This is a genomic window from Pseudomonas sp. E1MeOHC2, assembly GCF_058745025.1.
In genome coordinates, this window is record NZ_CP196675.1 from 483393 (window position 1) to 497782 (window position 14390).

General features: G+C 62.0%; 11 protein-coding genes. 10 read left to right on the plus strand and 1 reads right to left on the minus strand.

Going from position 1 to position 14390, the window contains the following annotated elements:
• The 4 genes from ACSSU5_RS02115 (at position 1) to ACSSU5_RS02130 (ending at position 4628) form a co-directional block, all read left to right on the plus strand.
• Positions 1 to 1074, plus strand: a complete 1074-nt coding sequence (locus ACSSU5_RS02115; protein WP_264312363.1) for a microcin C ABC transporter permease YejB — start codon at positions 1 to 3, stop codon at positions 1072 to 1074.
• Position 1075: 1 nt separating this feature from the next.
• A complete protein-coding gene (locus ACSSU5_RS02120) occupies positions 1076 to 2095 on the plus strand; it encodes an ABC transporter permease (RefSeq protein ID WP_027592834.1) in 1020 nt (339 codons plus the stop codon).
• A gap of 1 nt (position 2096) precedes the next feature.
• Positions 2097 to 3707: an ABC transporter ATP-binding protein gene (locus tag ACSSU5_RS02125; RefSeq protein WP_492560493.1), complete on the plus strand. Its 1611-nt coding sequence runs from the start codon at positions 2097 to 2099 to the stop codon at positions 3705 to 3707.
• A 654-nt stretch (positions 3708 to 4361) separates the two neighbouring features.
• On the plus strand, positions 4362 to 4628 hold the full coding sequence (locus ACSSU5_RS02130; RefSeq protein WP_492560494.1) for a DUF3077 domain-containing protein: 267 nt from the start codon (positions 4362 to 4364) through the stop codon (positions 4626 to 4628).
• A 66-nt stretch (positions 4629 to 4694) separates the two neighbouring features.
• On the opposite strand, the gene ACSSU5_RS02135 is transcribed toward ACSSU5_RS02130, so the two are convergent.
• Entirely contained in the window at positions 4695 to 5117 is a 423-nt protein-coding gene (locus ACSSU5_RS02135) for a hypothetical protein (protein WP_492560495.1), read from the minus strand.
• A 324-nt stretch (positions 5118 to 5441) separates the two neighbouring features.
• Here ACSSU5_RS02135 and ACSSU5_RS02140 point away from each other — a divergent pair, with 324 nt between their 5' ends.
• The 6 genes from ACSSU5_RS02140 to ACSSU5_RS02165 all read left to right on the plus strand — a co-directional run bounded on the left by ACSSU5_RS02140 (position 5442) and on the right by ACSSU5_RS02165 (position 14227).
• Positions 5442 to 7484: a TonB-dependent receptor plug domain-containing protein gene (locus tag ACSSU5_RS02140; protein ID WP_264312358.1), complete on the plus strand. Its 2043-nt coding sequence runs from the start codon at positions 5442 to 5444 to the stop codon at positions 7482 to 7484.
• Positions 7471 to 8772, plus strand: coding sequence for an ABC transporter substrate-binding protein (locus tag ACSSU5_RS02145; protein WP_492560496.1), 1302 nt, complete (start codon positions 7471 to 7473; stop codon positions 8770 to 8772). Before ACSSU5_RS02140 ends, ACSSU5_RS02145 begins: the two co-directional genes overlap by 14 nt.
• Positions 8773 to 8777: 5 nt before the next feature.
• A complete protein-coding gene (locus tag ACSSU5_RS02150; RefSeq protein WP_492561297.1) occupies positions 8778 to 10103 on the plus strand; it encodes a di-heme oxidoreductase family protein in 1326 nt (441 codons plus the stop codon).
• 68 nt (positions 10104 to 10171) lie between these two features.
• A complete protein-coding gene (locus tag ACSSU5_RS02155; protein ID WP_492560497.1) occupies positions 10172 to 10687 on the plus strand; it encodes a sigma-70 family RNA polymerase sigma factor in 516 nt (171 codons plus the stop codon).
• Positions 10684 to 11649, plus strand: coding sequence for a FecR domain-containing protein (locus tag ACSSU5_RS02160; RefSeq protein WP_492560498.1), 966 nt, complete (start codon positions 10684 to 10686; stop codon positions 11647 to 11649). Before ACSSU5_RS02155 ends, ACSSU5_RS02160 begins: the two co-directional genes overlap by 4 nt.
• Positions 11650 to 11830: 181 nt before the next feature.
• Positions 11831 to 14227, plus strand: coding sequence for a TonB-dependent siderophore receptor (locus tag ACSSU5_RS02165; RefSeq protein WP_492561298.1), 2397 nt, complete (start codon positions 11831 to 11833; stop codon positions 14225 to 14227).
• The last annotated feature ends 163 nt before the right edge of the window (positions 14228 to 14390 follow it).

Consider the following 14390-nt stretch of genomic DNA (forward strand, 5'->3'; position numbering starts at 1 on the left):
ATGCTGGCCTATATCCTGCGCCGCCTGCTGCTGATCATCCCGACCCTGTTCGGCATCCTGATCATCAACTTCATCATCGTCCAGGCCGCGCCCGGCGGCCCGGTCGAGCAGATGATCGCCAAGCTCGAAGGCTTTGAAGGCGCCACCAGCCGCATCGCCGGCGGCGGCGCCGAAGTCTCGGTGGCCGGTTCCAGCTACCGCGGCGCCCAAGGCCTGGACCCGGCACTGATCGCCGAGATCGAGCGCATGTACGGCTTCGACAAATCGCCGCCCGAACGCCTGTGGATCATGGTCAAGAACTACGCCCAACTGGACTTTGGCGACAGCTTCTTCCGCGATGCCAAGGTCATCGACCTGATCATCGAGAAGATGCCGGTTTCAATCTCGCTAGGGTTGTGGAGCACACTGATCATGTACCTGGTGTCGATCCCCCTGGGGATCGCCAAGGCCGTGCGCCACGGCAGCCATTTCGATGTCTGGACCAGCTCGGCGATCATCGTCGGCTACGCCATCCCGGCGTTCCTGTTCGCCATCCTGCTGATCGTGCTGTTCGCTGGCGGCAGCTACTTCGACTGGTTCCCGCTACGCGGGCTGACCTCGAACAATTTCGACGAACTGTCTACCACCGGCAAGGTGCTGGACTACTTCTGGCACCTGGTGTTGCCGATCACCGCGCTGGTCATCGGCAACTTCGCCACCATGACCCTGCTGACCAAAAACAGCTTCCTCGACGAGATCAACAAGCAGTACGTGGTCACCGCCAAGGCCAAAGGCCTGAGCCGCTCGCGGGTGCTGTACGGGCATGTGTTCCGTAACGCCATGCTGCTGGTGATCGCCGGTTTCCCTTCGGCCTTCATCGGCATCTTCTTCACAGGCTCGCTGCTGATCGAGGTCATTTTCTCGCTCGACGGCCTGGGCCTGATGAGCTTCGAGGCGGCGATCAACCGCGACTACCCGGTGGTCTTCGGCACCCTGTTCATCTTCACCCTGCTGGGGCTGGTGGTGAAGCTGATCGGCGACCTGACCTACACCTTGGTCGATCCACGCATCGACTTCGCCAGCCGGGAGCTTTGACATGGCCTTGTCCCCTCTCAACCGCCGGCGCTTCGAGCGCTTCAAGGCCAACCGCCGAGGGTGGTGGTCGTTGTGGCTGTTCCTCATCCTGTTCGGCCTGAGCCTGGGCGCCGAGCTGATCGCCAACGACAAACCGATTGCCGTGCGTTACGACGGCGAGTGGTACTTCCCCGCGTTCAAGCGCTACCCAGAAACGACCTTTGGCGGCGAGTTCCCGCTGGAGGCTAACTACAAGAGCCCGTACATACGCGAGCTGCTGGCCAAGAAAGACAGCTTCGTGCTGTGGGCGCCGATCCCCTTCAGCTACCAGAGCATCAACTACGACCTCAAGGTCCCGGCGCCTGCCCCGCCCTCGGCGGACAATTGGCTGGGCACCGACGACCAGGGCCGCGACGTGATGGCGCGGGTGATCTACGGCTTCCGCGTGTCGGTGCTGTTCGCGCTGACGCTGACCATCCTCAGCTCCATCGTCGGCGTCATTGCCGGTGCCTTGCAGGGCTTTTATGGCGGCTGGGTAGACCTGGCCGGCCAGCGCTTTCTGGAGATCTGGTCGGGCCTGCCGGTGCTGTACCTGCTGATCATCCTCGCAAGCTTCGTGCAGCCCAACTTCTGGTGGTTGCTGGGGATCATGCTGCTGTTCTCGTGGATGAGCCTGGTGGACGTGGTGCGCGCCGAGTTCCTGCGTGGCCGCAACCTGGAATACGTGCGCGCTGCGCGGGCCTTGGGGATGCGCAACGGCGCGATCATGTACCGGCACATCCTGCCTAACGCCATGATCTCGACCATGACCTTCATGCCGTTCATCCTCACCGGCGCCATCGGCACGCTGACCGCCCTGGACTTTCTCGGCTTCGGCCTGCCTGCCGGCTCGCCGTCGCTGGGCGAGCTGGTCGCCCAGGGCAAGTCCAACCTGCAGGCGCCATGGCTCGGCATCAGCGCTTTCGCCGTGCTAGCAGTAATGCTGAGCTTGCTGGTGTTCATCGGTGAATCCGCCCGCGATGCCTTCGACCCAAGGAAATGACATGAGCGAACACAACCTGATCGAAGTGCGTGATCTTTCGGTGGAGTTCGTCACCGGTGAGCAGGTCAACCGTGTGGTCGATGGCATCAGCTTCGACATTCGCAAGGGCGAGACCCTGGCCCTGGTCGGCGAGAGCGGCTCGGGCAAGTCGGTGACCGCCCACTCGATCCTGCGCCTGCTGCCCTACCCCCTCGCCCGCCACCCCAGCGGCAGCATCCGCTACGAGGGCAAGGACCTGCTGCAGCAGAACGAGAAGACCCTGCGGCATATCCGTGGCAACCGCATTGCGATGATCTTCCAAGAGCCGATGACCTCGCTGAACCCGCTGCACTCTATCGAGAAACAGATCAACGAAATCTTGCTGCTGCACAAAGGCCTGACCGGCAAGGAAGCCACCGCACGGACCCTGGAACTGCTGGAACTGGTCGGCATTCCCGAACCCCGCAAACGCCTCAAGGCCTTGCCCCATGAGTTGTCTGGCGGGCAACGCCAGCGGGTGATGATTGCCATGGCCCTGGCCAACGAGCCAGAGCTGCTGATTGCCGATGAACCCACCACGGCGCTCGACGTGACCGTGCAGTTGAAGATTCTCGACCTGCTCAAAGAGCTGCAGGCGCGCCTGGGGATGGCGCTGCTGTTGATCAGCCATGACCTGAACCTGGTGCGGCGCATTGCCCACCGCGTGTGCGTGATGCAGCGCGGGCAGATTGTCGAGCAGGCGGAATGCGCAACCCTGTTCAGTGCGCCGCAGCATCACTACACGCAAATGTTGATCAATGCCGAACCCAGCGGCCAGCCTGCCCACAACCCGGTCGGCGCACCGTTGCTGGAGGTGGACGACCTCAAGGTCTGGTTCCCGATCAAGAAAGGCTTCTTGCGGCGCACGGTTGACCATGTGAAGGCGGTGGACGGCATCAACTTCAGCTTGCCCCAGGGGCAGACGCTGGGGATTGTCGGCGAGAGTGGCTCGGGTAAGTCGACGCTTGGGCTGGCCATCTTGCGGTTGATTTCAAGCCAGGGCGGTATTCGCTTTCATGGCCAGAACCTCGAAGGGCTGAACCAGCAGCAAGTGCGCCCGCTGCGGCGAGAGATGCAGGTGGTGTTCCAGGACCCGTTTGGCAGCCTGAGCCCGCGCATGTGCGTGGCGGATATCGTGGGTGAAGGGTTGCGGATTCACCGAATGGGTACGGCTGAAGAACAGGAAGCGGCGATCATTGCCGCACTGGAGGAAGTGGGGCTGGACCCGCGAACACGGCACCGGTACCCGCATGAGTTCTCTGGCGGGCAGCGGCAGCGCATTGCGATTGCGCGGGCATTGGTGTTGAAGCCGGCGTTGATTCTGCTGGATGAGCCGACCTCGGCGCTGGACCGCACGGTGCAGCGGCAGGTGGTGGAGTTACTGCGCAGCTTGCAGCAGAAGTACAACCTGACCTACCTGTTCATCAGCCATGACCTGGCAGTGGTCAAGGCGCTGAGCCATCAGTTGATGGTGATCAAGCAGGGGCAAGTGGTGGAGCAAGGGGATGCACAGGCGATCTTCCATGCGCCGCAGCATGCGTATACGCGGCAGTTGTTGGAGGCGGCGTTTTTGGAAGTTAAGACCGCGGGCTAGGTTTCGGGGCGGCTCGCTTTAAGCAAAATGGTGCCGCCAGAGACGCTGAAAAATCAGATTAAACCCCTTCCTTGTAGGCCATTTCCCAAACATACTTCTGCCGCCTTTTTTCCGTTGCGGCCGCTCGGGTACCGCTCTAGTCTCGCCGTGTCGTTGCATATCAACGACTCGGCTTTGACAGGCCGCAACGGTATTAAGCATACAGCTCGTTTCAATGGCAGCTGTACGTGCGGGCACGCTTGCGTGCGCCGGAACTTTGCTTAATCCGCCGGTCTGTCAACCCACGTACAGCTGCCACCCTTCTGTTTGACAGCAGGCAGGTGGCCGCACCATCAAAGGATTAAGTGATGTTAAAGATAGTCCCCGATCCACCCTACAACCACCATTCCCTCGAAGACACAATCATCCAGGCTGCGGACTATGCCCTGTGCGCGCAGACCGTGGCTCATCAGCTTTGATCCAGGTGCAGATGCAGCCAGCCGCGGACCCAGCACTAAAGCACAAGTGATGCGTTGCCTGGGCAGGCCTCTTCGCGGGGCAAGCCCGCTCCCACAGATAACAACACCAGCCTTGAAACCTGTAGTGATCCTGTGGGAGCGGGCTTGCCCCGCGAAGAGGCCCGGCCAGGCAGTGAACCTTCAGGGAGATGGAACAATGACCACAGACACCGCAAAAGCCCAAACCACTGTCGGCAAGACCAAGTTCTACCAAGGTGAAAAGAAGACCCAACCGCTGTTCTGCATCGAGCCCGGCATCCCTTGCCAAGACGCCCGTGATCAGGCCTCTGAGCTGATGGGCTGCGTGCGCGACCTGACCGCCGGCCTGATGGACGATAACCCGCAGTTGATCTGGGCCTCGCACTACCTGAGCGCTCTGGCCAAGGCGCTGATGGATGATGCCGAACTGGGCATGACCCACTAAAGATGCAAGCGCGCTACTGGCCTTGTAGGAGCGGGCTTGCCCGCTCCCACCAGGGTTACCACCGAGTCAGCAGGCGCCTGGCACCGCTACACGCTGCTGCTTGACCGGCATCCATTGCGCCACAGCCCACACCACCTCAAGCAGCAGAACGCCCCAGATCAACCCGGACGCCCCCTGGGCCAGCGCGTACACCTGCCACGACGCGAACAACACCCGCGCTGCCGCGTCGTAGCGCCCGAACTGCGGTTGCGGGTCGCGGATCCTCAGCCATGCCCAGACACACACGATCGACCCCATGAGGTTGGCCATCAGCATCTGCAGCGGGTCAAACGCCGGGATCTGGCCTGCCAAACCGAGCGTGCCATGCAGCGCAGCCATCCAGTCATGCAGCAAAGCGAACCCCCACGGCGTCACAAAACCGATGGTGACCGCCAAATCGTAAAAACCACTCGCGCGTACCAGCTTGCGGTACTGGGCGTTGCTCCACATGTTCAATGCCTCTGAGTCAATGAAAACAGCAGGCTAAACCCTCGGGTATGCTCCAAGGTCAAGCCTCAAGCCTCAACAGGGACATTCGCGAGCGGATCTCGGCCGAACCGCACGCTATATATTTTTGTATACATCGTTGTAACCACCCGTAAACAACGCTAGGATTTGCCGCGGTTGGCAATCTGCCATCCTGTTTTAAATTTTGCGACTGCTGACTGATCACGCCCTGGGGAGGTCGGGATCAAATAAGCTCGCCTATCGCTATATACAAAAATATATGACGTCGCCAGGCCCGCCACTGCCATGGCCGACCCAGGAGCAGTAATGAAGCCGCTAACACCGCGCACACTGATGGTTGCCGTCGCAGCCCTCGGTGCTCAATCCGCTGTTGCCGAACAGAGCAACACCTTCAGCCTCGGTGAAATCCAGATCTCCGCACCACGGGACGAAACGCTGTCCACGGGGGGTAGCGTCATCGACCTGAAAGACATTCGGCTGCACGACCGCGAGACCGTCGGCAGTGCGCTGACATTGGCCCCAGGGGTCAACCTCGGTTACATCGGTGGCCGCGCCGAGCAGGTGGTGTTTGTACGGGGTTTCGATCGCCTGCAAGTGCCGGTGTTTATCGACGGCATCCCGACTTATGTGCCTTATGACGGCAACATCGACCTGGGCCGTTTTACCACCTACGACCTGTCGCGCATTCAGGTGGACAAGGGCTTCGCCTCGCTGCTGTATGGCCCCAACACCTTGGGTGGGGCGATCAACCTGGTGACGCGTCGTCCGACCGATGCGTTCGAAGGCGAAGTGGGTGGGGGGCTGGAACTCACCGATCACGGCAACGTAAACGCCTACCGCAGTTACGCGAACCTTGGCTCCAACCAAGGCATGTGGTGGGTTCAGGGCGGGGTGTCGTATGTCGATTACGACTACACCATGCTGCCCGATGACTTCAAGCCAACCAATAACCAGCAGGGCGCAGGGCGCCGCGAGAACAGCGACCACCGCGACAGCAAGTTCAGCTTCAAACTGGGCTTCACCCCCAATGAAACCGATGAATACGTACTCGGCTACGTTCAGCAGGAAGGGAGCAAGGGCCAGCCAACCTACGCCGGCGACTTGCCGACTACCGGCCAACGCGCACGCTGGTGGGAGTGGCCGCGATCAGACAACACCAGTGTCTTTATCGCCACTAAAACCAGCTTCGGCGAGCACGCCCTGAAAACCCGCGTGTACCACGACACCTTCAAGAACTCGCTGGAAAGCTTCACGTACCGCAACGGCGTGGTCGGTGCCCTGCAGCCGGGCTTCCCAAGCAAATACGATGACGAAAGCAGCGGTTTTTCGGTGGAAGGCGACCTGGCCTTGAGCGAGGCCAACCGCCTGGGCATTGCCTATCACTTCAAGGACGATGTGCATCGCTCCCGTGATGGCTCCAACCCCCAGACCTATTTCCGCGACCAGACCCAATCGATTGCCCTGGAAGACACCCTGCGCCTGAACGACATATTCAGCGTGGTTGGCGGCATCTCTTACAACTACCGCAAGAGTCTCGACGCACAGAATTACGGCACCAACGCCAACTCGCCATCGCGGCCCATGCTGTACGACGAACCCACTGGCAGCAATGACGCGGTCAACGCGCAGCTTGGCCTCTTTGCCAATACCAACCCGCTGCTGGGCACCCACGACAACGGCCAACTGCGCCTGACGGTTGCGCGTAAAAGCCGCTTCGCGACGATCAAGGATCGCTACTCGACCCGCTTCGGCACGGTCATCCCCAGCCCTGACCTGAAGTCCGAGCGGGCGACGCACTACGAACTTGGTTACAGCGGCCAGGTTGCCCCGCAATGGAAGCTCGACGCAGCGCTGTTCGTGGCGAACATCGAAGACTCCATTCAAAACGTCACGGTACCCGCGCAGGCTAACTGCGCCGCGCCCTGTGGCCAATACCAGAACATTGCCAAGGCGCGCAATCAAGGCGTGGAACTGGGTATCAATGGCGACCTGGGCGATTGGGAATTGGCGGCAAACTACACCTTTCTTGACCGCGAGAACCTCAGCAACCGCGCTCTGCACCCTACCGACACCCCACGCCACAGCGCGTTTGGCTCGGCAGCGTGGCATCTGGGCGACTGGCAACATACCGCCAGCGTCGAGGCCGCATCGCGTCGCTACAACACGTCTGACGGCAACCAGATGGCACCAGGCTATGCCGTGTACAACCTCAAGACCGGTTATCGATTCAGTAACGATGTGTTGATCGAGGGCGGCATTCGCAACCTGTTCGACCGGCTGTATGAGTACAGCGAGGGTTACCCCGAGATGGGCCGTCAATACTTCGTGCAATTCAATGTGCCGCTGTAACCGCTGGCTGGCGAGCCTGCTGCTGACGGTCAGCACGCTGCTAAGCGCCGCCCCGCAAACCGTGGTGGTCATGACCAGCTATCCCGAAGAGGTGATGACGCGGATTGAGGATGGGTTTGCTCAAGCCCACCCGGAGTATCGCCTGCACATCCTCTGGCGACAGGGTTTCGATGCCCTGCCCTACCTGCTGCAAGCGCAGCAGGGCGGTGTCGATGTCTATTGGGCACCGTCACCGGGCAACTTCGCCCGGCTGGCGAAAGCGGGCAGTTGGCAACCCCTGGGCATCAACCTGAAGGGTTTGCCGGCACAGATTGGTGGCTTGTCATTGCGTGACCAACGGCAGCTGTACCAGGCAACCGAATTGGCGGGTTACGGCTTTGCCATAAACGTCACGTCGCTGGAAGCACTGGGGGTGCCGACGCCCAGGGATTGGCCGGACCTGCTCGATGCACGACTGCGCGGGCGCGTTGCCCTGCCGGACCCAGGCCGGGTCGGCTTTGCCCCGGTACTGCTGGATATCGTGTTGCGTGCTTATGGCTGGGAACGCGGCTGGGCCCTCTGGAGCGAGCTGGCCGGGCAGGCGCGCCTGGTGAGCCGGGGTGGCACCCTGGTCAGTGATGAAGTCACCAGCGGGCGCGCAGCGGTTGGGTTGTCGATTGATTTCTTTGTCGCCTCCGCCAAGGCCAATGGCGAACCGGTGGATTTCGTCTATCCGGCCCATGGCGGCCTCAACCCTGCGTTTATTGCGATCACCGCCCACAGCCAGGCGTTGGCCGGTGCCAGGGCGTTTGCGCAGTTCGTGCTGTCTGAGGCAGGCCAGGGGCTGCTGGCCGATGCCGACATCCGCAAGCTGCCGGTGCGCCCCAGTGTCTATCGGCAATTGCCGGCCGGCTATCATGACCCGTTCGTTGCCGCAGGCGTCGGTGCCTATGACTATGGCAACGGCAGCTCACGCGAACGCCTGGCATTGATCAGCGCCTTGTTCACCCAATGGTTGGGCATGCCCCATGAAGCTTTGGGCGAACTCTGGGCTCGGCTGCACGCTGCCGAAGCGGCTGGGCTGGACGTTGGCGCAATACGCCAACAGTTGACCGCGCCGCCCCTGGATGCCGGGCAAGCCGAGGCGAAACCCTTGCTGGCACTGTTCGCGGCGCGCCAGGACAAGGGCATGACGCAAGCACCGGTAAGCGACGAGGACGAACTCGGCCGCAGGGAAATCAGCTGGCAGTTCCAGGCCGCGCTCCACCGGGCAGAGGCTGCCCGTTTGCTCGAAGGCTTGGGGTATTGACCGCCGTGCGTGCAGCCTGGTTATCGGTCGGTTTGCTGACGAGCCTGCTCGCCAGCGCCGAGACCACGCACACCGCAGCAAACCGGGAGGCCTATTCCCAGCCATTCTCCGGGCTCGACGAAGGCCAACTGGAGCGTTTCTTCCGCGGGCGAAGCCTGTTCCGTCAGGCCTGGGTGGTTGCCCCCTCGCGCGACGACGCGGTGGATGGCCTTGGGCCGCTGTACAACCGGGTTTCGTGCATCGCCTGCCACCCCAAGAACGGCCGTGGCCAGGCGCCTGAACACGGGCAGCCGATGCGCAGCATGTTGTTGCGCTTGTCCCGGCCGGGGCACGATGGCCACGGAGGGCCGAAGCCACACCCCGTCTATGGCGACCAGCTTAACGAACTGGGCGTGCCTGGCGTGCCGGGTGAGGGGCGCGCCCATGTCTACTGGCAGGAGCACGCGGTGCAACTGGGCGATGGCGAAACCGTCATGCTACGCAAGCCACGTGTCGAGCTGCGTGAGCTGGCCTACGGGCCGCTGGACGCGGTGTTAACCTCGGCAAGGGTGGGCTCACCGGTAATCGGCCTCGGTTTGCTGGAGGCTATCGATGCGAGCACCCTGCAGGCCATGGCCTCTGAAGCCAAACCAGACGGCGTGACCGGGCACGTCAACCAGGTGTGGAGCGTCGAGCGCCAGCGCACCGAGGCAGGCCGTTTTGGCCTCAAGGCCAACCAGCCGGACCTGCGCCAACAGATCGCCCACGCCATGCTTGGCGATCTTGGCATTACCTCTACGCTCGCCCCCGTGCAGAACTGCACGCCCACTCAACAGGCCTGCGCCCAGGCGCCGCACGGCGGCGAGCCAGAGCTGGACGCCCTGCAGCTCGGCGACGTGCATTTCTACCTCGCTCACCTGGCCGTGCCGGCCCGTCGACAACAGGCCGATCCTGCGGTCATTGAGGGCGAAAAACTGTTCGCTGCCAGTGGCTGCACCGCCTGCCACCGCCCTGAGCTGATCACCGACACACATCCGCTTTATCCGGCGCTGACCCAGCAGCGCATCGCGCCCTACACCGACCTGTTGCTGCACGACATGGGCGCTGGCCTGGCGGATGGCCGTGAAGACTATCTCGCCAACGGCCGGCAATGGCGCACGCCTGCGCTGTGGGGGCTTGGCCTCAGCGAACGGATCACCCCCGGCAGTGGCTATCTGCACGACGGCCGAGCGCGCACCTTGGAAGAAGCCATTGTCTGGCATGGCGGTGAGGCAGAAGTTGCCCGGCAACGCTATGTGGCGCTTGGCAAGCAGGCGCGGCAGGCGATTCTTGTGTTTCTTGAATCTTTGTAGCTCTTGCAAAAAAACCACGGGGCGCACGACAATAAGATTCATTACCACTCGCGAACTATTCCACCATCATGCCCGCCAATGATCTATCCCTGCGTAGCGCCGTCAATGACCTGTACTGCGATCATCACGGCTGGCTCAATGGCTGGCTGCGCAAACGCCTGGGCAATGCGTTCGATGCCGCCGACTTGACGCAAGACACCTTCGTGCGGGTGATCAAGGCACGCACCGCGCTGGAGATTCGCGAGCCGCGCCCCTACCTGTCGAGAATCGCCAAGGGCTTGCTGATCGACCTGATCCGCCGGCGCTCACTGGAGCAAGCCTACCTGGACGCCTTGGCTACCCTGCCGGAAGCCCTGCAGCCGTCGCTGGAGGAACAGGCGATCCTGTTGCAGGCACTGGTGGAAATCGACCGCCTGCTGCAGGGGCTTGGCCCCAAGGTCAAGCAGGTGTTCATGTTGTCGCAGTTCGATGGCCTGACCTACCCGCAGATTGCCGAGCGCTTGAACATCAGCGTGCGCAGCGTCAACAACCACATGGCCAAGGCCATGGAGCATTGCTGTTTGATGCAGTTGCAACTGGCATGAGCCTTTCGCCCGCCGAGTTACAAGCCATCAGCGCCGCCGCCCGCTGGTACGCGAGGCTTCAGTCCGGCATCGCAACCGATGCAGACCGCAGCGCCTGGAACGCCTGGCTGGTTGCCGACCCTGCCCATCATCAAGCCTGGCAGCGCATGGCCGCCGTGGGCGAACAGATGACCCGCGTGCCCGGCGCCCTGGCGGCACCTGCCTTGCGCGGTGCCGAGCGTTCTCGGCGCCAGCTGTTGCGCAGCGTCGTGATACTGGTACCGGCCACGTCGCTGGGCTGGCTGGGTTGGCGCAGCGATGCCCCCCAGCAGCTGTTTGCCGACTACCGCACTGCTGTAGGTGAACGCCGCGCATTTCGGTTGCCAGATGGCAGCTCGCTGCTGCTGAATACCGACACGTCGGTGAACCTCAAGTACGACGGCCAGCAACGGGTGCTGGAACTGCTGCGGGGTGAGGTACTGGTGACCACGGCTGTCGACCCTGCACAACGGCCGTTCACGGTGCGTACCCCGCATGGCCAGGTACGCGCGCTGGGCACGCGCTTTATCGTTCGCGCCCAAACCCTGGGCGGCGAGGTGGCAGTCCTCGAAAAGGCGGTGGAAGTCAGGGCATCCAGCGGTGCGTTGGCAGTGCGTGTGGAGGCGGGGCAATCCATTGCTTTTTCTGACCGTTCGGTGGGGGCACTACGGCGCAATGACGCGTCTGTAGGGGCCTGGCAACAAGGCAGCATCATCGCCCTCGATCGCCCCTTGGCCGAACTGCTGGCGGACCTGTCGCGCTATCGCCCCGGCGTGCTGCGCTGCGACCCGCGTATTGCCCAGTTGAAGGTATCTGGCGCATTCCCCATCGATGACACCGACCGGGCGCTTGCGTCACTGGAAAGCGGCTTTTCGTTACGCGTCACGCGCTACAGCCGTTTCTGGGTCAACGTGTCACCGCCTGCCAGCCCGCAACCACGCTGAGCTGAAAAAAACTTTCGGGGCTTTTGCACTTTTTTTTCGCATCGTTCGGCTCATCCCCCAATGGGATTCATTGATCGTTTTCAGGGGGAGGATTGGCATGTCTGCAGAGTTCAAGCGTGGTCGTCTGGCGATTGCGGTAAACGTCGGGCTGTTGGCGGCAACCACCGTCGGTGCCTGGCCCATGGTGACGTTTGCGGCGCCCGTGTCGGTGCAGCATAGCGGCCTAAGGTCGTTCGACATTGCCGGGGGAAGCCTTGCCGAAGTCCTCAGCCGTTTTGCCAGCGCGGCGGGCGCGGCGTTGTCGTTCGATGCAAAGCAAACAGACGGTTTGCACAGCGCAGGGCTCAAAGGTGCGTTCGGTATTAGCGAGGGCTTTAGCCAGATTCTGGCAGGCAGCGGCCTGCAAGCCGAGCCGCAGGCCAACGGCACTTATGTGCTGCGGGCCGTGCCGTCCTCAGGCTCGGCGCTGGAGCTGGGTGCCACCAACATCACCAGCCAGGTGCTGGGGGCGACCACGGAAAACAGCGGCTCGTACACCACGGGCGCCGTGACCATCGGCAAAGGTGAGCATTCGCTCAAGGAAACGCCGCAATCGGTCACGGTGATGACGCGCAAGATAATGGACGACCAGAACCTGTACACCATTGATCAGGTCATGGAGAAGACACCCGGCATCACCGTGTACGACTCGACCATGGGTGGCAAATACTTCTATTCGCGCGGGTTCCGCATGTCGGGCCAGTACCAGTACGACGGCGTACCGCTGGACATGGGCAATCTTTATGTCCAGGCCGACAGCTTCAGCAGTGACATGGCGTACTACGACCGGGTGGAGGTGTTGCGCGGCGCAGCCGGGATGATGAAAGGGTCGGGCGGCACTGCTGGCGGGGTGAACTTCGTGCGCAAGCGTGGCCTGGCGGCTGCGCATACCGACATCACCCTGTCCGGTGGCAGTTGGGACAACTACCGCGGACAACTCGACACCGGTGGCCCGCTGAACGCGGCCGGCACCCTGCGTGGCCGGGCGGTGGTGGCCGAGCAGAGCCGGCACTACTTTGTCGACGACGCCAACCGCAAGGACCAGGTGTACTACGGCGCGCTCGACTTCGATGTGAGCCCCGACACGACGCTGGGGCTGGGGGTTGCTTACGAAGATGTGGACGCCAACCCGTGCTGGGGTGGCCTGCCGCGCTACCGGGATCGCAGCGACCTGAAACTCAGCCGCTCGACCTGCCTCGACCCTTCGTGGAACACCTGGCGCAGCCAGCGCACCACCGTGTTCAGTGATCTGACTCATCAGCTCAACGAAGACTGGAAGCTCAAGGTGGCCAGTGTTTATACAAAGAACACCCAGGACATCAAGTACGCCTTCGCCTCCGGTGCGGTGACCCCCGGCACCGATACCACTGGCATGCTAGGCAGCATGTATGACTACGACCAGGTCGATTACGGCCTGGACGCCTACGTGGATGGCAAGTTCGACGCATTCGGCCAGCAACATGAACTGGTGCTGGGCATGAACGCCAGCCGCTCGAAGAAAGATGACTTCTACTCGGTAGCGTTTCTGCCGCAACGGCAGAATGTGTTCAACCCCGACAAGTTCATCCCCGAGCCGGATGACAGCTACTTCATCGAGCACTCATCGCGCGGTGGCCCGGTCAAGTCTGTGACCACCCAAAAAGGCCTCTACTCGACCCTGCGCCTGAAACTGGCCGACCCTTTGACCCTGGTGGTGGGCGGCCGGGTGAGCTGGTACAACGCCGAGACCGATACCGTCTTCATCGATACCGGTACGCCGCCGCAGCACGCCAACACCCGCGAGACCGGGCAGGTCACGCCCTTTGCCGGCGTGCTGCTGGACTTGAACGAAAACCTGACGGCCTACGCCAGCTACTCGGACATCTTCACGCCGCAAGGCAGCTACCGGGACGAAGCCGGTTCAGCGCTCAAACCGCTGGTGGGCCAGAGCTATGAGCTGGGCATCAAGGGGGCCTGGTTCGACGGGCGCTTGAACGGTGCCTTCAACCTGTTCCGCACCCTTCAGAAGGACCAGGCGCAGACTGACTACAACTCGTCGTGCCCCTCCTCCGATGGCTACTGCTACGTGAACGCCGGCAAGGTCCGTGCCCAGGGTTTCGAGGCCGAGATCAGTGGCGAAGTCATCGAGCGCCTGCAACTGCTTGCGGGGTACACCTACACCCAGACCAAGACACTCGACGACATCGACACCAACTTGAACGGCGCGGCGTTCAACAGCTACGTGCCTCGGCATGTGCTGCGCCTGTGGGGCGAGTACACCCTCGGTGGCGCCTTCGAGCGGTTCAGCCTGGGGGCCGGGGTCAATGCGCAAAGCGACAATTTCCGGGTTTCGCCTGCCAGTGGCGAGAAAATCAGCCAGGCGGGGTATGCGGTCTGGAATGGTCGGATCGGTTATCGCATCGATGACACCTGGTCGGTGGCGCTCAACGGCAACAACCTGTTTGACAAGCGGTACTACGCCAGTATCGGGACGGAGACGTTTGGTAACTATTACGGGGAGCCGCGTAATTTCATGGTGTCGGTCAAGGCCAGTTTTTGATGTGAGCTGGGCTCTGCCGGGAGATTGAGGCGGGGCCGCCTGGTGCATGTCGATAGATTTGCGGCTCCGCAAAACTCAAGACATGCACCCATAGCCCCACCCAATCATCAAAAATTCTGACAACAATCGTCTTCCATCATCAGCCAGAATGGGCATAGATTCT